The sequence below is a fragment of the Streptomyces sp. S186 genome (genome assembly GCF_051603415.1).
GTDB lineage: Bacteria > Actinomycetota > Actinomycetes > Streptomycetales > Streptomycetaceae > Streptomyces.
Genome location: NZ_CP193932.1, coordinates 385192 through 407832, shown reverse-complemented (window position 1 = coordinate 407832; position 22641 = coordinate 385192). Strand labels below are relative to the sequence as shown.

General features: G+C 73.3%; 14 protein-coding genes. 10 read left to right on the top strand and 4 right to left on the bottom strand.

Annotation, left to right across the window (positions count from 1 at the left end; translation table 11 throughout):
• Nucleotides 1-41 precede the first annotated feature (41 nt).
• The 3 genes from ACRAS8_RS01775 to ACRAS8_RS01765 all read left to right on the top strand — a co-directional run bounded on the left by ACRAS8_RS01775 (nucleotide 42) and on the right by ACRAS8_RS01765 (nucleotide 9155).
• Nucleotides 42-3599: a right-handed parallel beta-helix repeat-containing protein gene (locus ACRAS8_RS01775; RefSeq protein WP_438483958.1), complete on the top strand. Its 3558-nt coding sequence runs from the start codon at nucleotides 42-44 to the stop codon at nucleotides 3597-3599.
• Nucleotides 3596-8440 (top strand): CHAT domain-containing protein, encoded by a 4845-nt coding sequence (locus ACRAS8_RS01770; protein WP_438483957.1) that lies wholly within the window; start codon nucleotides 3596-3598, stop codon nucleotides 8438-8440. Before ACRAS8_RS01775 ends, ACRAS8_RS01770 begins: the two co-directional genes overlap by 4 nt.
• A gap of 94 nt (nucleotides 8441-8534) precedes the next feature.
• Nucleotides 8535-9155, top strand: coding sequence for a GNAT family N-acetyltransferase (locus ACRAS8_RS01765; protein WP_438483956.1), 621 nt, complete (start codon nucleotides 8535-8537; stop codon nucleotides 9153-9155).
• A gap of 64 nt (nucleotides 9156-9219) precedes the next feature.
• Here the strand turns inward: ACRAS8_RS01765 and ACRAS8_RS01760 are convergent, their stop codons facing one another.
• A complete protein-coding gene (locus tag ACRAS8_RS01760; RefSeq protein ID WP_438483955.1) occupies nucleotides 9220-10008 on the bottom strand; it encodes a DUF6338 family protein in 789 nt (262 codons plus the stop codon).
• A gap of 155 nt (nucleotides 10009-10163) precedes the next feature.
• On the opposite strand from ACRAS8_RS01760, the gene ACRAS8_RS01755 reads away from it, so the two are divergent.
• Nucleotides 10164-10346 carry a hypothetical protein gene (locus ACRAS8_RS01755; RefSeq protein ID WP_438483954.1) on the top strand — a complete coding sequence of 61 codons (183 nt, stop codon included), beginning with the start codon at nucleotides 10164-10166 and terminating at the stop codon, nucleotides 10344-10346.
• Between the two features lie 263 nt (nucleotides 10347-10609).
• Here the strand turns inward: ACRAS8_RS01755 and ACRAS8_RS01750 are convergent, their stop codons facing one another.
• Nucleotides 10610-11800, bottom strand: a complete 1191-nt coding sequence (locus ACRAS8_RS01750; RefSeq protein WP_438483953.1) for an acyltransferase family protein — start codon at nucleotides 11798-11800, stop codon at nucleotides 10610-10612.
• A gap of 36 nt (nucleotides 11801-11836) precedes the next feature.
• On the bottom strand, nucleotides 11837-12505 hold the full coding sequence (locus ACRAS8_RS01745) for a TetR/AcrR family transcriptional regulator (RefSeq protein WP_438483952.1): 669 nt from the start codon (nucleotides 12503-12505) through the stop codon (nucleotides 11837-11839).
• A 262-nt stretch (nucleotides 12506-12767) separates the two neighbouring features.
• Here ACRAS8_RS01745 and ACRAS8_RS01740 point away from each other — a divergent pair, with 262 nt between their 5' ends.
• Nucleotides 12768-13310 carry a GNAT family N-acetyltransferase gene (locus ACRAS8_RS01740; protein ID WP_438483951.1) on the top strand — a complete coding sequence of 181 codons (543 nt, stop codon included), beginning with the start codon at nucleotides 12768-12770 and terminating at the stop codon, nucleotides 13308-13310.
• Nucleotides 13311-13356: 46 nt separating this feature from the next.
• On the opposite strand, the gene ACRAS8_RS01735 is transcribed toward ACRAS8_RS01740, so the two are convergent.
• Complete coding sequence (locus ACRAS8_RS01735) at nucleotides 13357-14457, bottom strand: M20 family metallopeptidase (protein WP_438483950.1); 1101 nt, start codon at nucleotides 14455-14457, stop codon at nucleotides 13357-13359.
• 450 nt (nucleotides 14458-14907) lie between these two features.
• On the opposite strand from ACRAS8_RS01735, the gene ACRAS8_RS01730 reads away from it, so the two are divergent.
• The 5 genes from ACRAS8_RS01730 to ACRAS8_RS01710 are packed head-to-tail and all read left to right on the top strand — an operon-like array spanning nucleotide 14908 to nucleotide 22625.
• On the top strand, nucleotides 14908-16233 hold the full coding sequence (locus ACRAS8_RS01730) for a phenylacetate--CoA ligase family protein (protein ID WP_438483949.1): 1326 nt from the start codon (nucleotides 14908-14910) through the stop codon (nucleotides 16231-16233).
• On the top strand, nucleotides 16230-17576 hold the full coding sequence (locus ACRAS8_RS01725) for an MFS transporter (protein WP_438483948.1): 1347 nt from the start codon (nucleotides 16230-16232) through the stop codon (nucleotides 17574-17576). Before ACRAS8_RS01730 ends, ACRAS8_RS01725 begins: the two co-directional genes overlap by 4 nt.
• Entirely contained in the window at nucleotides 17573-18835 is a 1263-nt protein-coding gene (locus ACRAS8_RS01720) for a GNAT family N-acetyltransferase (protein WP_438483947.1), read from the top strand. The genes ACRAS8_RS01725 and ACRAS8_RS01720 overlap by 4 nt, the downstream gene beginning before the upstream one ends.
• Nucleotides 18832-19998, top strand: a complete 1167-nt coding sequence (locus tag ACRAS8_RS01715) for an acyl-protein synthase (protein ID WP_438483946.1) — start codon at nucleotides 18832-18834, stop codon at nucleotides 19996-19998. Before ACRAS8_RS01720 ends, ACRAS8_RS01715 begins: the two co-directional genes overlap by 4 nt.
• Nucleotides 19995-22625, top strand: coding sequence for an acyl-CoA reductase (locus ACRAS8_RS01710; RefSeq protein WP_438483945.1), 2631 nt, complete (start codon nucleotides 19995-19997; stop codon nucleotides 22623-22625). The genes ACRAS8_RS01715 and ACRAS8_RS01710 overlap by 4 nt, the downstream gene beginning before the upstream one ends.
• Nucleotides 22626-22641: the final 16 nt, after the last annotated feature.

The following is a 22641-nucleotide window of genomic DNA, read 5'->3' as shown; positions in this document are numbered from 1 at the left end:
GCAGCGGAAGTCGCCGGCAGGTTCGATTCGACGGGGGCGTGATGGCACGGACGGCGGATGCGGGGAGCGGGGGAGCGGTCGGCACGGAGGCCGGGCGGGTGCGGGTGGGGAGGGCGAGCGCCGAGCGTGTCCTTGAGGGGGTGATGCTGCTGCTCTCGGTGGGGGCGGGGGTGGCCTGCAGTCAACTGGTCTTTGGTACCGAGGAGTTGGCGTGGCGGGTGTACGGCCTGGGTGCCGTGGTGGTCTGGGCGGTGGTCGTCCTGCGGTTGGGGTGGCGACTGTGCGAGCCGGTGGCCTTGACGGTGTCGGGGGAGGGGCTCGAACTCCGGGGTGGCGCACGGCGGTTGTCCCTTCCCTGGCAGGGGATCGAGGGGCTGTGCCTGGTGCCTGTCCCGCGCACACCGCCCGGGGAGGTGGCGACCGGCTTCCAGGGGCTGCTGCTCGTGCGGACGCCTGAGGGGTGTCCGCGGGGCATGACGGGGTGGGGCTCGCTCCGGTGGTCGGCGCCCTGGCGGGGTGTCGTGCTCGACGTGCGGCGGCTGGGCGTCACACGTGAGCGTCTCGACGAGCTGATCGCGCCGTATGCGCGGGAGCGGTGGCACGGCGCGGCCCGGCTGCCCCTCGACCCCGAGGGCGGGGTGACGGTACCGGGCGATCTGCTGACGTGGCCCGGGTTCGTCCTGCTGCGCCTGCGGCCGGCGCTCGCCATGGCGGGGGCCGCCGTCCTCGTGGCACAGACGGCCGCTCATGGGCTGGGCTTTCTGCCGGTCGTGGGCACCTTGGGCGGGTGGGTCGTGCTCGCCGTGGCGGGCGGGTCGCGACTGGCCGGGCTGCTGTCGTGGGACTGCCGGCTCCTGGTGGAACGGCGTGGGCTGCGGCTGGGCGTGGCCGGTGCCGAGCGGGTGCTGCCGCGGGGCGCGGTGCGGACCGCGGAGGTCGGCAAGGGGGCGGGTGCGAGCGGCGGGAAGGGGGACGTGGTGCTCTTACGGCTCGCGGCCGGTGTCGAGCCGCCCGTGCCGTTGCCGCGCCGGCCCGTCCCGTACCGGGCGGCGGAGCGCACCGCCGAGCTGGTGCCGGTCCGTTCGGCGCAGCGCGGATACCGCCACGGACTCGCCGTCTTTCCCGAGCAGTTGACCGATGCGCTGGACCGCCTCGGATACGCCGAGCCGCCTCCCGAGGCGGCGGTGCCGACGGCGGGGGAGGCCGTGACGCTGCGCGTCTCCGCGGAGGACGGGGCGGAGTACCGTACCGTCGCCTCGGCGTTGGAAGCGGCACCGCAGGGGCGGCCGTTACGGGTGCTGATCGAGCCCGGCCGCTACGACGAGACGCTCACGCTGTCCGGGACGGTCGAGCTGTGCGCGGCGCAGGGCCCGGACACGGTGGTGATCGAGGGCCCGGGCGAGGTGACCGCCGAGTGCACCGGCCACGTCACGCTCGTCGGCCTGCGGCTGGTCAACCGCTCCTCGGCCGCAGTGCGGACCACCGGCCACGGCCACGTCACCCTGCGGCGGTGCGCAGTCGAGGGCCTGGGGGAGTTCGCTGTCCGGGCGGTGCGGGACACCGAGGTGCGGGTGGACGACTGCGAGGTGCGGGTGGGGCGCACCGAGCTGGCCGGCGCGCGCGGCACGCTGCGCGCCAGCCGGTTCGTCGCCGCCAAGGGCGACGCGATCGTGGTCACGGACGGCGCCGAGGCCGACATCACCGGCTGCACGGTCTCCGAGAGCCGCGGCCACGGCATCCGGGTCTCCGGCGCCACGGCCCGTATCGAGGACTGCGAACTGCGCCGGATCGGCAGCGCCTCCCTCGCCGCCGGCGACCACGCCGAGGTCCACATCGTCCGCTGCCGGGTGCACGAGGCCCACCGGACCGGCATCTCGTACCACGACCAGGCCCGCGGCACCGTACGCGACAGCTCCGTCCACGGCGCCCGGGACGGCCTCTACATCGCGCGCGGCGCCGACCCCGTCGTCCGCGGCTGCCGCTTCGAGCACTGCCGCAACACCGGCGTCAACATCCAGGAACAAGGGCTCGGCCGGCTGGAGGACTGCCAGGTCGAGGCCGCGGAGGACGCCGGTGTCAGCATCCTGACCGGCGGGGCACCCCACCTGCACGCCTGCCGGATCACCCAGGGCCGCAACGGCGTCGTGGTGAACGACTCCCGCGGCACCTTCACCGACCTGACGGTCAGCGGCCAGACCTCCAACGCCATGGTGGTGCGGGACGGGGCGTCCGTGCAGCTGCGCGGGGCGCGCCTGGAGCACTGCGACAGCGGACTGTTCGCCCGGGGCAACGGCGTCACCGTCGAAGTCGCCGACGCCACGGTGACCGACCTGTCCAGCTCCGGCATCGCCCTCCAGGACAGCGCCCGGGTCACCGTCGAGCGGGCCACCGTCGAGCGGACCCGCCTCTTCGGCTTCAACTGCCGCGACGACAGCCACCTCGTGGCCCGCGAGTGCACGGTCACCGAGCCCGGTGAGGCCGGCGTCCTCGCCGTCGGCGGCGCCACCGTCGTCGCCGACCTGCTCACCGTCGTCCGCTCGGCCGGCTGCGGCATCCTCGCCCGCGACAACAGCCGGCTGACCGTCACCCACGCCCGGGTGCGGGACGGCGAGAGCGACGGCATCCGCCTGGACCCGCAGGTGGTCGGGCGCTTCGAGGACTGCGAGATCACCGGGTACAAGGGCGAGGCCGTCGCCGGCAACGACCGCGTGGTGCTGGTCGACGTCCGCACCGGCGCCACCGCCGAGGACGCCCGGCAGCCCGAGGCCGGGCCGCTCGCCGAACTCCAGAGCATGATCGGCCTCGGCGCCGTCAAACAGCAGGTCACCGTGCAGACCAACCTGATCCGACTGGCACGCTGGCGCGCGGAGGCCGCACTGCCCGCCCCGCCCATGGCCCACCACCTGGTCTTCTCCGGCCCGCCCGGCACCGGCAAGACCAGCGTCGCCCGGCTCTACGGGCAGATCCTCGCCGCCCTGGGCGCCCTGAAGAAGGGGCATCTGATCGAGGTCGCCCGCGGTGACCTCGTCGGCGAGTACCTCGGACACACCGCTCAGAAGACCCAGCGGGTCTTCGACCGGGCCCGCGGCGGTGTGCTCTTCATCGACGAGGCATACAGCCTGGCCCGCCGGTTCGGCGCCGGGACCGACCTCGGCCAGGAGGCCATCGACGTCCTCACCAAGCTGATGGAGGACCACCGCGACGACGTCGTGGTGATCGCCGCCGGCTACACCGACGAGATGCGCACCTTCCTGGAATCCAACCCCGGTCTGCGCTCCCGCTTCTCGCGGGTGCTGGAGTTCGGCGCCTACGAGCCCGCCGAACTCACCGAGATCGTCCAGCTGCAGGCCGCCCGGCACGCCTACCTGCTGGCCTCCGACGTCGGCCCGCTGCTCACCGAGCGCTTCGAACGCCGGCGCCTGCGGGGCGACGCCGCCAACGCCCGGGACGCCCGCACGCTCCTGGAAGGCATGGTCGAGCGGCAGGCCGCCCGCCTCGCCGACCGCACGGCACCCACCCGGGACGAACTCCGCCTGCTGCTGCCGCAGGACGTGCCCGACGCCGGAGCGGCCGGCCCCGGGGGAAGGACGACGCCATGACGGACGCCACGACCGCGGAAGAGGCGGCTCGCCGCGTCCTGGCGCAGGTCGAGCGGGTGGACACCGACCCCGGCACCCTGCGGTGGTTCCTCGGCCCGGAGGCCGCCGAGGCCGTCGACGCGGTCCGCGCCGAGGCCGTACTGCCCGACGGCCGCGTCCGCATCCTGGCGCTGCACACCCTCGCCTTCGCCGACTGGTGCCGCTACCTCGCCGACGACTGCCAGGACCGGGCGGCGCTGGGCTCCGCCGTGCTGTCCTTCGCCGCACTGGGCGACCCCGGCCATACACCACCCGTCCTGCGCCCGGTGCTCGACACCCTCGCCGGCCGGCCCGCCGGAGCCGCCACCGAGCCCGTCCTGGCCTACGAGGCCGGCGTCGGCGCGTCGATGGTGTACCAACAGGGGCGGCACCCCGCCGCACTGAGCGCCGCCGAGCACCTGCTGCGGCACGCCGTCGACGGCTTCCCCGCCGGCGGCGTCGAACAGGGCACCTGCCTGTCCGACCTCGGACTGGTCCTCGTCAACGCCTTCCGCGACGGCGCGGGGCCGGCGGCGCTGGCCGAAGGCATCGAGACCAACCGCGCCGCCGTCGCCGCGACCCCCGCCGACCAGAGCGAACAGGCCCGCAGACACGGCAACTTGGGCTTCGCCCTGCGCATCAGGGCCGCCGTGGAGAAGGACCCGGACGCCGCCCGGGAAAGCGTGACGGTGCTGCGGACGGCCGTGCGGCTCTGCTCCCCGGACGACCCGAACCGCCCGCTGTTCAGCGCCTCGCTCGGCTCCGCACTGGCCATCGCCGCCGCCGCCCTCGACGACCCCGCCCTGCTGCCCGAGGCGATCGGCCTGCTGCGCCAGGCCGTCTCCGGGCCGAACCCGGCACCGCAGCCCGCCGCCGTCCAGTCCGACCTGGGCATGGCGCTGGTCATGCGCGCCATGGAGGACGGCGACGACCCCGCGCTCTACGACGAGGGCATCGCGCTCTGCCGCCGCGCCGCCGACACCGCACCCAACCCCGTCGAGCGCACCGTCTACCTCACCAACCTCGGCCTGTTCCTCCAAGGCCGCGCGGTGCGCACCGACCGCACCGACGCCCTGGCCGACGCTCATGCCGCCGCCCGCGACGCCGTCGAGAGCGCACCGCCCGGCCACCCTGCGCACGCCCAGGCGTGCCTGGTCCTCGCCGGTGTGCTGCGCTCCCGCAACGTGACCACCGGCCGGCTCGCCGACCTGGACGAAGCCGTCGCCCTCGCCCGGCAGGCGTTCGAGGCCACGCCCGCCGAGAACCGCCGCCAACGCACCTCCCGCGGCGTGGAGTTCGCCGATCTGCTGCGGCTGCGCGCGCTCGCGGCCGGCGACGCCGACGCCCTCGCCGAGCCGATCGCACTGCTGCGCGGCCTCGCCGGGGACGTCCCGGAGCGCTCCGCGGAGCGAGCCGAGGTACTGCTCAAACTCGGCCGCTGTCTGACGGCCGCCGGCGGCGGGGGCGGCGTCATCAAGGCCGCGGCCCCCGCGGCAGCCGGCGGCGCCGCCTCCGCCGACGCGGACGAGGCGATCGACTGCTTCCGCGCCTGCCTGACGCTGCCGCCCCCCACCGCGACCTTCGAGGCCACCGTGCGGTTCGCCCTCGGCGCCGCCCTCGCCGGCCGCGCCGCCCCGGACGATGCGGCCGCCTGGCAGGAGGCGGCCGAGGAGATGCGCCGCGGCATCGCCCTGCTCCCACCGCGCGACCTGCGCCGCTCCGAGTACCTGTCCGACTTCGGCAGCTTCCACCTCCAACGAGCCGTCGTCACCGGCACCACCCGCCTCTACGAGGAAGGGCTGCGCCTGCTGCGCGAGGCCCTGAGCTGCGCGCCGCGCACCGACAGCTCCGCAAAGGCGGTCCGCCACTCCAACCTCGGCGCCGCCCTGGCGACGTACGGCCGGCGCACCGGCGACCTCGACCTGCTGAACGAGGCGGTCCGGGCCCACCGCACCGCCGTCGCCCTCACCCCGCCGGACGACCACTTCCGCGTCCACCGCCTCGGCAACCTCGGCGACGCCCTGCAGCACCTCGCGGAAGTCCGCTCGGACCGGACCCTGCTGGCGGAGGCCGTCGACGTGCTGCGCGACGCGGTGACCGACGCCGGTCCGGACACGCCCAGCAGGGCCGACGCGCTCACCCGCCTCGGCCACGCCCTCCGCTCCCTCACCCGCTTCACCGGCGACCCCGAACCGCTCCAGGAAGCCGTGCGGCGGCACCGCGAAGCATGCGCCGCAGCGCCCGGACCGCTCGCCCTCCTCGGCCTCGCCAACGGCCTGATGGAGCAGTACAACCACAGCCGCGACGAGCACATTCGCGAGGAGGCACTGGAGCACTACGCCGCCGCCCTCGACGCCACCCCGGCCTCGTCCGACGAACGCTTCGAGATCCTCTCCAGCTTCGGCTACGCCGCCGGGGGCCGCGCCGGCGACACCGGCGACGAGACGCTCATGGACACCGCCGTCGACCTGCTCCGCGAAGCCGCCGCCACCGTGCCCGCCGGTCACGACCACCACGGCAACGTCCTGACCAACCTCGGCGTCGCCCTGATCCAACGCGCCGACATCACCGGCGACCGCACCTGGCACGCCGAGGGCGTGGCCGTGCTGCGCCGCGCCGTCGACGAGGGCCCGCCGGACGCCTTCGACCGGGCCAGGCTCCTGAACAACCTCGCCGAGGCCCTGCGCGGCTGGTACGACATCACCGGCGACCCGGCCGCCGCCGACGAGGCCGCCGCTCTGCTGCGCACCGCGCTGGCACACGAGCACGGCGAACGGATCGGCCCCCAGTTCGCCGCGCTCAACCTCGGACTGCTGCTCCAGAGCCGCTCCTTCGCCGAGGAGGAGACCAGCGGCCCGCTGGCAGCCGAGGCCCGGCGCGCCCTCGAAGACGCGGTGGCCGGCCTCGGTGAGAACCACCCCTGGCGCCCCTTCGCCCTGACCAACCTGGCCGGCGCCCACCTGACCGCCGCCCAACTCGCCGATGACGCCACCGGCCCCGCGGTGGCCCACGCTCTCCACCGCGCGGTCACCGCCGCCCGGGAAGCCCTCGCCGGCACCACCGACGGCCACCCCGACCAGGCCCGCGCCGAGTGGATCCTGGCCGCCGCCCAGGTACGCCGTGCCCTCCTCGGCGAACGCGTCGACCTGGTGGCGGCGGCCCGCCTGGCACGCCGTTCCGCCCAGAACCCGGCCTCCCCCCTCCCCACCCGCCTGCTGGCCGCCCGCGCCTGGGGCGAGGCCGCCGCATACGCCGGATGGGACGCCGGCGCCCTGGAGGGCTACGCCTACGCCGTCGAACTGCTGCCGCACCTCGCCCCGCGCAGCCTCGCCCGCACCGACCAGGAGGAGCGCCTGCGCGCGAGCAACGGCCTGGCCGGCGACGCCGCGGCGTTCGCCCTGCGCGCCGGCGACCCAGGCCGGGCCCTGACGCTGCTGGAACAGGGACGCGGTGTGCTGCTCGCCCAGGGCCTGGAGAACCGTGCCGACGCCTCACGGCTGCGCGCCGTCGCCCCCGCCCTGGCGGCCGAGTTCGAAGAACTCCGCGAGCGGCTGAGCGCCGCGCCCGCCCGCCCTCCGGCGATGCTCGACTCCGCCGGCACCGCCCTTTCCCCCACTGGCCAGCGCGCCGGACTCGACGCCCAGGCCCGGCATGCCCTGGCCCGCCGCTGGGACGAACTCCTCGCTGAGATACGGGAGTTGCCGGGCTTCGCGGACTTCCTCCGCCCGCCCGCGCTGCCGCACCTGCTCACCGCCGCCGCCGACGGACCCGTCGTCGTCCTCAACGTCAGCGTCTACCGCTCCGACGCCCTGCTGCTGACCGACGCGGGCATCGAGGTGCTCCCGCTGCCCGGCCTCACCCCGGCCGCCGTGCTGGCGCGGGCGGCCGCGTTCGTCGAGAGCGTCGACGAGGCATACGGCGAGCACGGCGTACCGCGCGCCCTCGCCGCCATGCGCACCCTCGGCGACATCCTGCGCTGGCTGTGGGACACCGTCGCCGCACCCGTCCTCGACCGCCTCGGCCTGCGGACCGTCCCGTACGACGACGAACCCTGGCCCCGGGTGTGGTGGTGCCCCACCGGCTGGCTGTCCTTCCTGCCGCTGCACGCCGCCGGGCGCGGCGACCCGGGCTCAGGCACCTGGGTCCTCGACCGCGCCGTCTCCTCCTACACGCCCACCGTGCGGGCCCTGCTCCAGGCACGCGCCCGCCTGGACCGCGCCCCCGGGCCGCACCCGGCCCCGCTGGTCGTCGCACTCCCCGAAACCCCCGGCGGCCCGCCCTTGCCCGGCGCCTCCGACGAGGCGGCGCTGCTGGCCCGACTCTTCCCCGGCGGACGGTTCCTGACCGGCGACGCCGCCACCGTCGCGGCCGTGGGCCGGGCCCTGGCCGAACACCCCTGGGTGCACTTCAGCTGCCACGGCGTCAGCGACCTGCTCAACCCCTCGGACAGCGGACTGATCCTCCACGACGGCCGGCTCACCGCCTTCCAGACCGCCGCCCAGCGCCCCGTCGGCCCGGAGCTGGCCGTGCTGTCCGCCTGCTCCACCTCCCAGGGCGGCATCACCCTGCCCGACGAGGCGGTGCAACTGGCGTCCTCCTTCCAACTCGCCGGCTACCCACACGTGATCGGCACCCTGTGGACCGTCTCCGACAAGCTGGCGACCCGCCTCACGGGGGAGTTCTACACCGCCCTCGCCGACGACCTCGCCCACCACCGCCCCCTGGACCCGGCCCTGGCCCTGCACCACCCCCTGCGCGCGCTCCGCGACCGCTACGCCCGGGCACCCCACCTGTGGGCGGCCCACATCCACACGGGTGCCTGAACAACAACCGGCGCCTGAACAACAGACGGCCGAGAGCGAGCGGCCGGGCGAAACCCTGTTGCCGACGAAGGCCGCCGCCGACCATCCTCCGGACATGCACCCGAAGACACCCCTTCCTTCACCCGTTCCTTCACCCGTGATCGACCTGGGCGGCGACCTGACGCTGCGGCGCTTCGACGCCGAGGCGGACCTCCCGGAGTTCCTCCGGGTCATCGAGGAGTCGCGGGACCACCTGCGCCCCTGGGCGCCCTGGGCCTCGGACCGCAGCCCGTCCAGAACCATCGAGTTCCTCGGGAGCCGCGCCCAACTCTGGGACGACGGCAAGGTCTTCAGTTACGCGATCGTGCTGAACGGGGCGATCGTCGGCTCCTGCGGGTTGTTCCGGAGCGACGACACCCCGTCCGACGGCCGTGAGATCGGCTACTGGCTGCACCCCGCCGCCACCGGCCGCGGGGTGGCGACGCGGACGGCCCGCGCCCTGGCCACGGAGGCGTTCCGGCTGCCCGGTGTCGAGTGGGTCGAGATCGTCCACGACCCGGCCAACCACGCCAGCGGCGCCATCCCGGCCCGCCTCGGTTTCACCGTCCGCTGCCGCCGCCCCGCCGAGCGCCTCGCCCCGGCCGAAACCGGCGAGGAGCAGGTCTGGCGCCTCACCCGAAGCGGGGCATCCCAGACCCACACCCGCCCGTCGGACGGGCCCCACGGCACCCCATAGGACGCCTCCGGGTCCGCGCCGCCCGGGCCCGGACCCGACGCGGTCTCACCCCTCGCCGTCGGCCTCATCCCCCGCCGTCCCCGACGGTCCCTGCGGCATCTCGTCGGGCTCCGTCAGGTCGTCCGTGGGCCGGTAGGTCCTGCGGTTCGAGAACTCCCCGACCAGGTCCTCCAGTTCCTCCTCCGCCCCGCTCCGGTCCGTCATCGCCCTCTCCTTCCGTCGCGCCCGCTGCCGCCGGTGGCAGCAGGACTTCCAGGACGTCCACCTCGGCCGCCCGCACATACACCCCCGCCGTGCCGCGAACGCGCCCCAGGAACCTGCCGTCCGGCCCCATGCGGTACTGCGCCTGCAGATAGAGGTCGGCCGGCTGCGGATATGCCGAGACCGCCGACCGCGAGCCGAGCCAACCACCCACCCACAGCCCGCTCTTGAGCCGCACCCGCACGAAACAGGATCCGCGGTCGCGGAAGAGGGCGTCCCAGGCCGTCGGCGTGGGCTCGTACCGCGCGGACGCGCGCCGCCGGCGCCAGGCGTGCTCCGCCCAGGCGGCGGCAGACGGCACCGCGACAACCAGCAACAGCGCTGCCGCGCCCGCCCGTTGGGGATGCCGCAGCACCCCGGCGAGCGGCCCGTGCCCGCCCCCGGCCAGCAGGTCGACGAGCCACGGCCCGGCCACCACGGCATACCCGGCGTCCAGCAGCGCACCCGCGGCGATGGCACGCACCAGGCGGTTCTGCGGTTCCTGTTCGGCGGCCAGGCTGCCCCGCAGCCGCTCCCGCACGGCCTGGTAGAACACACCGGGCAGGACGAGCACCAGCAGGATCGTCAGCTGCGCCACCGTTCCCGGAACCATCGAACCCCCGCTCTGGAGCCTTCACCCCATGCCTGGACCTGACGCGCCCAGCATGACGTACCCCGGCCCGCCGACGCCACGGCGGCCCGACGAGCGCTCCGCGCGAGCCGAACGCCGCCTACGTCGTACTGGCCGCGGCAGTCCTGGCCGAGTCGGTGCTGCTCATCGGCGCTTTCGTCCCCACCCTCACGCTGCTTCTCAGCGCCGGTGCACTGGCTCGCGCCGGCCAGTTGAGCCTCCCGCTCGTCATCGCGACCGCCGCCGGCGCCGTGGTGGCGGGCGACTTCCTGGCCCACCGCACCGGATGGCCCGCTTCGTCCCCGTGGTCCGCACCCTGATGCCGTATCTCGTCGGTGCCACCGGCCTGCCCTATCGCCTCATCGCTCCCTACAGTGCCCTGGCCGCTCCGCTGTGGGCCGCCGCCGAGGCCGGCACCGGATACGCCGCCGCGCCGGTGCTCCGGCGCGCGGTCGCCACCGGCGGCCCCGTGCTCGCGGCGGTCGTGCCGGTCTGTGTCGGAGTCGCGGTGGCATGTCGCATGTCCGGTGCGGCGGCGCGAGTTGGGCCAAGGCCCTCCCGCAGCCGCCTCCCGTCGTTGTCCCTACAGCACCCGGTCGGCGCGCGGCAGGCGGCGTACGGCGTAGGCCACGGCCCAGCACAGTGGCAGGGCCAGCGCGCCGACGAGGGTGAACTTGACGACGGCCGGGGCGTGCAGCCAACGGAAGGCCAGGCCCAGCCCGACCAGCACCGGCGCGTGCAGGAGGTAGACCGCGAAGGCGTGCCGGGAGAGGAACGCGGCCTTCCTGCCCTGGTGGTTGAAGCGCTCGCGGAAGAGCACGGTCAGGCCCACGACGATGCTCATCGCGAACGTCGACTCCCAGACGGCCGCGGCCAGGGACTGCCAGGTGCCGTTTCCGTCGATCGTCCCGCTCGCCGCCGTGGTCAGGATCGGCAGGTAGGCCAGCGTCACGACGCCCGCGACCACGAAGCCCATCCGCCCCGTCCGGCGGGAGAGGGACTGTGCCCAGCCGCGGCGGTGTGCGAGGACGCCCAGCACGAAGAAGCTCGCGTACTGCGGCAGGAAGCTGGCGGTGGGCAGCCCGAGCACCGGAACGTACACATCGCTCGGGACGAAGACGCGCCATACGTAGGTGGCGAGGGCCAGGCAGCCGGTGAAGACGACGATGGTGCGCGGTCGCAGCGGCCGCGGTGTCGGCAGGACAGGAGCCGCCTCGCCGGCTGCGGCCGTCGCGCGGCGCGCGGCCCGACGCCGGACGAGGGCGTAGACCAGGGCGAACGCCAGCAGCACTTCCACGAACCACAGCGGTCCAGGGTCCCAACTCACCAGGTAGTAGAACCAGTAGGGGAGTGCCTGGCCGCGGTCCGCCAGGGTCGACTTGAGCTGGAGGTAGGTGTCGATGCCGGCGAGGGGCCGGAGGAAGAGCAGGAAGGCGAGCAGGGGGATGCCCAGTCGCTTCAGGCGGTCCCGGAGGAACGGTCCCGGGCCCTTGCGGTCGTAGGACGGCGGCGTGAAGTAGCCGGCGATCATGAAGAAGAAGCCCATGAAGAACGCCTGGTTGATCATGACGAAGGCGTCCAGGAGCAGGCCGCTGCCGCCCTTGGCGGGCTCGGTGTAGTACCAGAGCGGGATGTCGCCGTAGGTGACGGCCGTGTGGTGCAGCACCACCAGTACCGTCAGGGTGATGCGCAGGTTGTCGACGTAGTACAGGCGTGGGCGCCTGGATCCGGCGGTGCCGGCGGGCGCGGTCGTGCGCCCGGGGTCGTGTGCCATGGAAGTTCCGCCGTTTTCAGTTGATTTCGGTGTGGTTCAGGAATCGGTGCGCTGGTCGGCCCGGGTGGCCTGCCAGAAGAGATCGGTGATCTCACGGGCGTGTGCCATGAGGTCGTGCTCGGGGTGGATGCTCCAGTACGCGAACATGCCGTCGATCGCGGCCTGGAGGCTGACGGCCATCACCCGCACGTCGAACGGACGGAGTTCGCCGCTCTCCTGGCCCGCGCGGAAGACGCCCTCGGCGTGGGTGTAGATCGGCTCGCTGGAGGCGACGCCGTAGCGGAGGACGCCGTCCTCGGTGCGGACGTGTGTGAAGATCTCGCCGAGCGCGGTGAGTTGGGTTCGGTGGTCGGCCATGTACTCCGCGAGCGACCCGATGTAGACACGCAACCAGACGTCCGTGCCGGTCTGTCCCGCGAGGCGGGACGCGATGAAGGTGCCGAGCGCGTCATAGACCTGCTCGACGGCCCGCTCGATCAACTCGTTCTTGCCGGCGAAGTGATACGAGATCACGCCCTTGCTGATGCCCGCCCGCTCGGCGATCTGGGCCATCGAAGCCTTCGCGAACCCCCGTTCCGCGATGACCTCGATGGCGGCTTCGATGATCTGGGCCCGACGGGCCTTCTCGATGAGCGAGCGCTCGGGCTCCGATGTCTGCTGTGCGCCGCCGCCGTGCCGGCCGCCTGGCGCAATTTCTGACCGCATGGCCAAAAATTTAGCCGGTCGGCCAGATGGTGTCCAGGCGAGGCTGCGGGCCGGTGACGGTTCACGCCAACTCGAACGCCAACTTGATGCCCCTGAAGGGGAGATGACGCGGTGCCGTCGAAGCGGGCTGTGGCAGGATGCCGCGATGACTTCCAGGATGACTTCCAGCTCGTCCCAACAAGCCGCCGTGCCGGTCACTGCGTCAGTCACCGCGCCGGTCACCGTGCCAGGCGCCGTACCGGCCGTCGTGCCCGCAGGCCGCATGGCACGGAACGCCCAGCCGGTGCTCGACCTGCCCGGCGGAGGGGAACTGCGCCCCTGGCGCCGCTCTGACGCCGATGTCCTGCTGACTGCCGCCCAGGACCCGGCGATTCGCCACTGGAACCGCCTGCTGGTGGCGACGATCGAAGAGGCTCACCAGCGCATCGAGGGCATGCACCGCCGGTGGCAGGCCGAACGGAGCGCGATCTGGGCGATCGCCCGGTCTGGCGGCGAGGCCGTGGGACTCATCGGCTGGGGCGACATCGATCTCGCGGGCGGCAGCGCCGAGATCCTCTACTGGATCCTGCCCGCGGCCCGCGGTGGCGGGGTCGTCGTCGAGGCCACCCGGCGCGTGAGCCGATGGGCACTCGACGACCTGGGGCTGCATCGGCTGCGCCTGTGCCACTCGGTGGCCAATCCGGCGTCCTGCCGGGTCGCGGCCAAGGTCGGCTTCTCCCTCGAAGGCACCATGCGCAGCGCCCTGTTGCACGCCGACGGCTGGCACGACGAGCATCTGCACGCGCTCGTACAGGGTGACATCTGACCACCCCGACCCGCCCCGCCCTGGCCGGCCCGGCCCCTGGTGCGTTTTACGCGTTGCGGATCGCGTCCACCAGTCCGGCGACCAGGCCCGCCCGCTCGGCCATGGTGTCGACGAGCAGGTACTCGTGGTCGGCGTGGGCGCCGCCGCCGACCACCCCCAGGCCGTCGAGCGTGGGCACGCCCAGTGCGGCCGTGAAGTTGCCGTCGCTGCCACCGCCGACCGCCTTGCCCTCGACGCCGGGCAGCAGTCGCCGCGCCATGGCGAACAGCTCGGTCGACGCCGACTCGGGCATCGGCGGGCGGCCGACGGCTCCCTCCACCGTGATCCGCGCCCCGTCGAGATGCGGAGTCAGTGCCGCGAAGGCGGCCTCGATGCGTTCCTTCTCGTCGGCCGACTCGACCCGGACGTCGACGACGACGGTGGCCTCGGCGGGCACGACATTGTCCAGGGTGCCCGCGGACGCGACGGTCGGCGTGACCGTCGTGCCGATCTCCGGCCGCCCCAGTGCGGCGATGTCCAGCACCTGGTGTGCCGCCTCGACCAGCGCGTTGATGCCGGCCGCGGGCTCCAGGCCGGCGTGCGAGGCCCGACCCGCGACGGAGACCACGAACGTGCCGCAGCCCTTGCGGCCGGTCTTGAGCCCTCCGCCGTCCGCGGCGCCCTCGAACACCAGCACCGCGCCGCACGCACGGGCGCGTTCCTCGATGAGGGCCCGGGAGGAGCGGGAGCCCACCTCCTCGTCGGCGGTCACCAGGATCTCGACGCCCGACCGGTCCTGGAGTGACGCCAGACCGTGAATGGCCTGAACCAGTCCGCCGAGCATGTCGAAGACCCCGGGGCCGGTCGCCCGGCCGTCGGCCACCCTGAACGGACGGCGGGCAAGGGTGCCGAGCGGGAACACCGTGTCGTGGTGACCGAGGATCAGCACCCGGGGAGCGCCGCCGCCCGACCAGCGGACGTGCGGCCCGGCCTCGCTGTCGATCAATTCGGCCCGCCCGCCGAGGCGGTTCTCGATGACACCGGCGACGGCCTTGGCGGATGCCGTCAGGGCGTCCACATCGCGCGAGGGGGACTCGACTTCCACGAGCGTCCTGAGGTCGTCGAGCATCGCTTCGACGCTCGCGCCGGGGGTCTTGTGCATCGTCATGGGGCGAGGATATCCGGCCAGGGGAGCGCCGCCCGGCCCGCCGATTTCGGCGCTGCGCGAAGACTTCGAAGCGGGCGGAGCGAAGACGGAGAGAAGGGCGGAGAGAAGGCGGAGCGAGGAGGCCGGAGAAGTCGCGTAAACGTGTCTCGTTCCGTGCGGGAAATCCGAGTGGTGAGGTACGTCACCACAAGTAAAAGGAACCCGTTGGGTGTGCAGGCCATCGAGTGTGTCGGCGATGGCCAAAAATGGTCTTTGCGGACGCTAGGCTGGTAACCCGGCGCTTCGTTCATGACATACCATCACCGATCGAAGTGCCCAGCGCGATGACGTCCTCGGGAACGGCCCTGACCGGGTTTTCCCCGAGTCCACCGCTGTTGACCCCTACACCGAGAACTGGTGCCGCACACCCCGCGGTACCGGTCCTTCAGAGTGCCGAAAAACAGGAAAACAATGCCCGTTCAACAATTGACGGACCTCATACGCTTCGTGCGTCACAACTCACCCTTCTATCGGGACCTCTACGCCGGTCTTCCCGATCACGTGGACGAGCTGACGGCCTTGCCGGTCGTCCCGCACGACGCATTCTGGCGAGCCAACACTCCGCGCCAGAACAGCCTTTTGACCGGGCCGCTCGACGAGGCGGTGGTTTTCAAGAGCGGCGGCACGACCGGCGCACCGAAGTTCTCCGTCTATACCCGCGAGGAATGGCGGGAATTCACCTCGGCTTTCGGCAGCGGACTCGTCGCCGCCGGGCTCCGCCCCGGACACCGGGTCGCGGACCTCTTCTACGCCGGCGAACTCTATGCCAGCTTCACCTTCGTCCTGGACTCCCTCCACCGGGCACCCGTCGGCAACGTCCGGCTGCCCATCGGCGGCGGCGCGCCGCTCGCCTCGACCGTGCACACCCTGGAGGAGTTCGACGTCGACGTGGTCGCCGGCACCACCACGACGCTCTGCGGTCTCGCGGACCATCTCGTGCGCGAGGGTCGTCAACTCCCCGGCGTGCAGATCCTGTTCTTCGGCGGCGAGGGGCTCTTCGAGGACCAGCGGCCTCTGTTGCGCAAGGCGTTCCCGCAGGCACAGGCCCGCTCCATCGGCTACGCCGGTGTCGACTCCGGGCTCCTCGGCCAGGCCGTACCGGGCGCCGACCCTCGCGTCCACCGCGCGTTCACCCCCTACACCGTCGTCGAGATCCTCGACGAGCACACCGGTGAGCCGCTGACCCGCGAGGGCGTCGCGGGCCGGGTCGTCGTCACGGACCTGCGCCGCCGGCTGATGCCGATCATCCGCTACCCCGTCGGCGACCGGGCCGAGTGGACCGATGTGACACAGGGGCACTTCCGCATCCTCGGCCGCGCCGAAGAAGGCGTGCGGATAGGCCCGGTGTCGCTCTACACCCAGGACGTGCACGACCTGGTGCGGGCCGCCGACCCGACCGGCCGGGTGATCGGTGTGCAGCTCGTCGTCCGCCGCTGGGACGGCCGGGACGGGCTGGTACTGCGACTGGCCGTGGCCGGGGACCCGGCGGACGGGCAGCCGCCCACCGGCTGGGAGCCGGTCGCCGCCGACGTCGACGACGTGGATACGAGCGGGCTCGGGCACCTCGCGTCCGCCATCGCCAAGGAGATCGACGCGGCCCGGCCGATGTACGCCGCGGAGGTCGAGGCCGGACGCATCCACCCGCTCCGCGTGGAGTGGGTCCGGCACGACGAACTGACCGTCAACCCGCGCACCGGCAAGCTGCTGCGCGTCATCGACGAACGGCCGCACTCATGACCGTGACCTCGGCCCCGCGCCGTCTCCCCGTCGTCCTGCGCAACCCGGCCTTCGGCGCCGTCTGGGCCGCCCAGGTGCTCACCCAGGCGGCGGGCCGGATGTTCCAGGTGGGCGTGGTGTGGTGGCTGGTCGCCCACGCCCTCGGCGGCGAGGACGACGGCGGCCGCGGCCTCGCCTCGGGGATCTTCCTCGCGGTCAGCACCCTGCCCGCCGTGGCGCTCGCCCCGCTGGTGGCCACCGTCATCACCCGCTGCTCGCACCGCACGGTGTTGGCGTCCACGGCCGCCGCGGCGGGTCTGGTCGCCGCCGTCACCGCCGGATGGACCTCGCTGGCCTCGCCGCCCGCCGTCGTGGCCTACGCGGCCGCGCTGCTGCTCGCCGGCTGCCAGGCACTCTTCGACCCCTGCCTGACCACCTCCGTCCCCGAACTCGTCGACGACGCCGACATCGAGGCCGCGACCGGCTTCGAACTCGCCACCCAGTCCCTCGCCGGCCTGGCCGGCGGACTGCTCGGACCGCTGGTGGTGGATGCCTGGGACCTGACGGGCATCGTCGCCGGATGCGCCGGCGCGTACCTCGTCGCCGCCCTGCTGGTGTCCGTCACCCGCTTCCCCCGTGGCGCCGCGGCGGCGGGCGACGACGCCGCGGCAGCGTCCGGTGCCGCCCCGCCCCGGCGGACGCTGCGTCAGATCCTCGCCGACCACCCCTTCATCCGGCGGGTACTGCTCTGCTTCGCCACGGTGAACCTCTTCAGCACCGCCCTCTACGTCGTCATGCCCCTCTACACGCGGTCGGTGCTGCACGCGGACGGCTCCACGGCCGCCGCGCTGGAGACGGCCCTGGGCATCGGCACGCTCCTCGGGTCCTTCACCGGCGCCCGGGTACCGGGCTCGCCCACGGCCGTCGGCGGCTCCTGCCTGGCACTGATGGCCGCGGCCCTCGCGACGCCGGGCCTGCTCACGGACCGGGCCGCGATCGTCGGCGCGCTGATCGTCGCGGGCTGGTGCGTGGGGACCATCGGTGTGCGGTTCGTCGCGCTCTTCCAGCGACTGGTCCCGGCCGCGGACAAGCCGGGCTTCTTCGCCATGATGCAGGCGCTGCTCGGCGCCACCTTCCCGCTGTCCTCGCTGCTCTTCGGCGCCCTCGGCGACCACCTCTCGCCGCGCGTCCTGTGCGTCCTCCAGGCCGTCGGGCTGGTACCGCTCGCCGTGGCGCTGTGGTGGACCGGACGCCACCCGGACGCACCGGCCGGCGCCGCCGACGAGACCGGCCCGGCCGCCTCCGACGCCGCCCCGGCCATGGCGCCGGCCGCCGGCAACCCGCCCCTGGAGAAGGCCCGATGACCACCACCCTCCGCCCCGCCGCGCCCCAGGACATCGCCGAACTCCGGCAGTTGTACTTCGAGGTGTACGGCCACGGCTATCCGGTCGCCCTGGGCAGCGACCCCACCGAGATGCACCGGCTGATCACCGACCCGCACAGTCACTGGCTCGTCGCGCGCCGCGCGGACACCGGTGAACTGGCCGGTTCCGTGGTCGTACAGACCGATCCGGGCAACCGCCTGGGCAAGCTCGTCGGCCTGGCCGTCCACCCGGACCACCGGGGCGGCGGACTGGCCGGCCGACTGACCGGCGCGGTCACCGCCGACGCCCTCGCCACCGGCGCCCTGGACTCCATCCACACCACCGTCCGCCTGGTCACCCAGGCCCCGCAACGCGTCGTCGCCCGCAACGGCTACCGGCCGCTGGGCCTGCTGCCCAACGCCGCCGACGTGTCCGGCTGCGAGACCCTGGCCCTGTTCGCCTGCTACGCCGAGGGCGTCCTCGAACGCCGTGAACAGGTCACCGCCGTGCCCCAGGCACTGCTGCCGCTGCTGGGAGCGACCGAGGAGAGCATCGGCATCCCGTACACCGGGACGCTCGCCCTTCCCGCGCCCGTACCCGACACCGACCACCCGCTGCCCCACCTGGGCGGCACCGGCGGTACCGGCGGCACCGCGGTGGCCGAGGCGCCCCCGGGCACGCTGCTGACCGCACCCGCGGTCCCCCGTGCCGAGGGTTGCACCCGCCCCCGACCCCGTACGCGGACCCCCATGGAAGTCATCACCGCCCCCGGCTTCGTCCGCCGCCGGTTCCGTGAACTCTTCCCCGACCCCGCGGGCGCCTACTCGCCGCTGCGCACCCCGAACACGGTGCTGGCGTCGCCGGACGGCGAGTTCGAGATCTACGCGGACCTCGACCCCGCGGCCGGCAGCTGTGCCCTGGTCGCGGTGCACCCGCACCCGTGGGCCGCCACCGGTGCCCTCGACTCGCTGATGACCGTGCTCGGCCGGGCCGGCGCCGACTACGTCGAGACGCTGTTGCCGCTCTCCGACACCGCCGGGCTGTACGCCTTCCTGTCCTCCGGCTTCGTCCCCAGCGCCGGCTACCCGGCCATGCGCCGGGTCGGCGACCGCTTCCACGACTACGTCGTCCTCTCCCGCACCGACCGCCAGATCGACTTCCGCAGCACGGCCGTCGGCCCGCTGGTCCGGCCGTACCTGAGCGCCTACCTGACCGCCTGGACGTCGATCTACCTGCCCCCGCACGAGGTTGTCCGATGAACCCGCATCTCGCCCCCGTCGAGGTCCCCGACCCGACCGCCCTGGCCCACGTCCAACGCCTCTGCGACCTCCCGTCGCCCTACACCACAGGCCCCGACGCCGACGCCCTGTTCGAGGCCGCGATGGCCGAGGCCAACGCCTGGCACGCCGAGCGCTCCCCGCTCTTCCGCGCCCTCCTCGCCGACCCCCCGGAGGCCCCGGCCCCCACCGTCGGCCCCCACACCCGCACCCCGCTCCTCCACGCCAACTTCTTCAAGCGCCACGAGGTGCTCTCCATCCCCCGCGACGAGGTCTTCCTGCACCTGACCTCTTCCGGCACCACCGGCCAGAAGTCGCAGATGTTCTACGACCGGTGGACCATCCGCTCCGCACAGCGCATGGTCGCCCGGATCTTCGACCACTACGGCTGGATCACCCCCGACCAGCCCGTCAACTACCTCCTCTACAGCTACGAGCCCGCCCCGCAGCTCCGCCTGGGCACCTCGTTCACCGACAACTACCTGTGCGACTTCGCACCGGCCCACCACACCACCCACGCCCTGCGGCACACCGGAAACGGCCACGCCTTCGACGTGCACGGCTGTATCGACGCCCTGCGCCGCTACGCCGAGGACGACCGCCCGGTCCGCATCCTCGGCTTCCCGGCGTTCCTCCACTTCACCCTGGAGCGCATGCGCGCCACCGGCGTCCCGCCCCTCCAGCTCCCGCCGGGCTCCCTGGTCGTCCTCGGCGGCGGCTGGAAGGGCCACGCCGACCGGCAGATCGCCAAGGAGGACTTCTACGACGAGGTCACCCAGCAGCTCGGTATCCCCTCGGACCGCATCCGGGACACCTACGGCTCCGTCGAACACTGTGTGCCGTACGTCGAGTGCACCCACCACCGGCTGCACCTCCCGGTCTGGTCCCGCGCCGCCGTACGGGACACCCGCACCCTGCGGCCCCTGCCGTACGGCCGGCCCGGCTACCTCCACCTCGTCTCCCCGTACATCACCTCCGTCCCGGCCCACAGCGTCGTCATGGGCGACCTGGCCTCCCTGCATCCCGGGGACGCCTGTGCCTGCGCGCTGTCCACTCCGTGGTTCACCATCCACGGCCGCGCCGGGGTGAGCCGCAACCGCAGCTGTGCGGTGGCCGCCGCCGAACTCCTGAAGGGAATGTCATGACCACCCAACTTCACTTCTGGCAGGGCGAGTTCATCGACGACGCCGAAGCGGCCGAACGCCTCGCCCGGCTGGCTGCCCTCGTCGAACGCACCCTGGCCGAGCCGCTCTCCACCGAAACGGTCCTGGCCGCCTGCGACACCCTCAGCCGTGCCCTGCGCCAGCCGCACGGCGAGGTCCACGCCCGCCTCATGGACCACCTGACCGGCGGCGCGGACGGCCCCGACCGCGCCGAAGCCACCGCCCTCCTCGCCGAACTCGCCGACGCCCTCGCCCGGCCGGCCCTGGAACGCAAACTCCGCCGCGAACTCGGCGGACTGCGCCCGGAACGGTTCACCCGCCCCGACGCACGCGAGACGATCTACGAGGCATGGGCCCCGGTCGGCCTGCTCGTCCACATCGCCCCCGGCAACGCCGCCGGGGTCGCCCCCCTGAGCGTGGTCGAGGGCCTGCTCGCGGGCAACGTCAACGTGCTCAAGACCAGCAGCGGCGACACCGCACTGCCCCAGCACCTGCTCGCCGAACTCGCCGCCGCCGACCCGACGGGCGCCATCGGCCGCCGGATCGTTGCCCTGCGCTTCCCCTCCGGCCGCCAGGACCTCATGCAGGCGATGTGCGCACCCGCCGACGCCGTGGCCGTATGGGGCGGCGAGGCCGCGGTGGAAGGAGTCGCCGCCCTCATCCCGCCGGGGTGCCGGCTCGTCGAATGGGGTCACAAGATCTCGTTCGGCTATCTGACCCGCGAGACCTGGACGGACCGCACCGCCCTCACCGCGCTCGCCACCGATGTCTGCCGAGCCGAGCAACAGGCATGCTCCAGCCCGCAGGTGGTCTACCTGGACCTCGACGTCGACAACGACACCGGCCACACCGGCATCGATGCCGACGCCCGGGGCGAACTCTTCGCCTTCGCCGAGCAGTTCGCCGCTGTCCTGGCCGAGGTCTCCGCGAAGAACCCCGGCCCGCGGAGCGCGACCGACGACGGGACGGAGGAGAGTGACGGGCCCGGCGGAACCGACCTGACCGCCGCGGCCGAACAGGCCGAACTCACCACCACCGAACTGGTCGCCCGAGCCGAGCAGCACCTCGGCCTGACCAAGGTCATCACCGCGGACGACGGCAGCTGGCGGGTCCTCGCCGACACCCGCCCCGCCCTCACCGCCTCCCCCCTCCACCGCACCATCTGGATCAAGCCGCTGCCCCGCCGGGAGATCATCGCGACCCTGCGGCCCATGCGCCGCTACCTCCAGACCGCGGCGGTGGGCGGCAACCACGCCGACCTCGCCCACCTCTCCCGTACGCTGATCACCGCGGGCGTCCAGCGGATCACCCCGCTCGGCGCCATGCTCGACAGCTACCACGGCGAGCCGCACGACGGCGTCTACGCCCTCCAGCGCTACAGCCGGCGCGTCGACGTCCAGACCACCGGCACCGCGTTCACCACCGTCCCGTGCCTGGACGACCTGATCGCCCCGGCCGCAGCACCCGCCACCCCGGCCGGCCCGCTGATGGACAAGGCGGCGGCCCAGGCCCAACTGCGCTCCCTCGCCCCCGAACACGCCCAGCTGTACTTCCGCAGCGGAGGAACCACCGGCACGCCCGCCCTGTCCGTCTTCACCTGCGAGGACTACGACACCCAGATGCGCGCCGCGGCACACGGCCTGCTGGCGGCCGGCTTCGACCCGGCCCACGACCGCGCCGCCAACCTCTTCTTCTGCGGAGAGATGTACGGCAGCTTCATCAGTTTCTTCTCCATCCTCGAACGCCTGGGGGCCACCCAGATCCCGATGGCAGCCAGGCCCGACCACGAGGCCATAGCCGAGGCCCTGGTCACCTACCGCGTGGACACCCTCTTCGGGATGCCGTCCTACCTGTGGCAACTGCTCCACAGCCAGTCCGAGCGGCTGCGCGCCTACGGCGGCATCCGCAAGATCTACTACGGCGGCGAGCACTTCACCACGGAACAGCGCCGCATCCTCACCGACACCTTCGGCGTGGAGGTCATCCGCTCCGCCACCTACGGCAGCACCGACCTCGGCCCGCTGGGCTACCAGTGCGCCCAGGCCCAGGGCACGGTGCACCACGTCCTGACCGACCTGCACACCCTGGAGATCCTCGACCCCCGGGAAGACCGACCGGTACCCGTGGGACAGCCCGGCAGGCTGGTCTTCACCACCCGCACCAGGACAGGTCAGCACCTGGAGCGCTACGAGATCGGCGACCTGGGCCGGGCCGTGGACGGGGTGTGCCCCTGCGGCAGCCACACCCCGCGCATCGAACTCCTCGGACGCTACGGCGACGTGTTCCGCATGGGCACCTACCACTTCAACTACCGCCGCTTCACGCAGGTCGCCGAGGAACACCTCGGCTACCGCGGCGAGTTGCAACTCGTCCTGACCAGCACCGCCGACCGTGAACACCTCACCGTCCGCCTCGACGACCACTACGCACCCGACCCGGACACGGCCCGCACGGCGCTGCTGGCCCACATCCCCGAACTCGGCTCGGCCGTGGGCCTGGAAGCCCTCCTGACCTGCACCGTCGAAACCCTCCCCGGTGCCACCTTCGAACGCACCCCGACCAGCGGCAAACTCCGCACGGTCATCGACCGCCGCATGTCAACGTCCTGACGTACGACTGCACCAC

What these genes read in the sequence shown, in the direction of transcription:
- ACRAS8_RS01750 (WP_438483953.1), bottom strand. Translation starts at nt 11,800, where the DNA reads ATGGCACACGACCCCGGGCGCACGACCGCGCCCGCCGGCACCGCCGGA.
- ACRAS8_RS01735 (WP_438483950.1), bottom strand. Translation starts at nt 14,457, where the DNA reads ATGACGATGCACAAGACCCCCGGCGCGAGCGTCGAAGCGATGCTCGAC.
- ACRAS8_RS01770 (WP_438483957.1), top strand. Translation starts at nt 3,596, where the DNA reads ATGACGGACGCCACGACCGCGGAAGAGGCGGCTCGCCGCGTCCTGGCG.
- ACRAS8_RS01765 (WP_438483956.1), top strand. Translation starts at nt 8,535, where the DNA reads ATGCACCCGAAGACACCCCTTCCTTCACCCGTTCCTTCACCCGTGATC.
- ACRAS8_RS01745 (WP_438483952.1), bottom strand. Translation starts at nt 12,505, where the DNA reads ATGCGGTCAGAAATTGCGCCAGGCGGCCGGCACGGCGGCGGCGCACAG.
- ACRAS8_RS01760 (WP_438483955.1), bottom strand. Translation starts at nt 10,008, where the DNA reads ATGGTTCCGGGAACGGTGGCGCAGCTGACGATCCTGCTGGTGCTCGTC.
- ACRAS8_RS01715 (WP_438483946.1), top strand. Translation starts at nt 18,832, where the DNA reads ATGAACCCGCATCTCGCCCCCGTCGAGGTCCCCGACCCGACCGCCCTG.
- ACRAS8_RS01720 (WP_438483947.1), top strand. Translation starts at nt 17,573, where the DNA reads ATGACCACCACCCTCCGCCCCGCCGCGCCCCAGGACATCGCCGAACTC.
- ACRAS8_RS01740 (WP_438483951.1), top strand. Translation starts at nt 12,768, where the DNA reads ATGGCACGGAACGCCCAGCCGGTGCTCGACCTGCCCGGCGGAGGGGAA.
- ACRAS8_RS01725 (WP_438483948.1), top strand. Translation starts at nt 16,230, where the DNA reads ATGACCGTGACCTCGGCCCCGCGCCGTCTCCCCGTCGTCCTGCGCAAC.
- ACRAS8_RS01775 (WP_438483958.1), top strand. Translation starts at nt 42, where the DNA reads ATGGCACGGACGGCGGATGCGGGGAGCGGGGGAGCGGTCGGCACGGAG.
- ACRAS8_RS01730 (WP_438483949.1), top strand. Translation starts at nt 14,908, where the DNA reads ATGCCCGTTCAACAATTGACGGACCTCATACGCTTCGTGCGTCACAAC.
- ACRAS8_RS01710 (WP_438483945.1), top strand. Translation starts at nt 19,995, where the DNA reads ATGACCACCCAACTTCACTTCTGGCAGGGCGAGTTCATCGACGACGCC.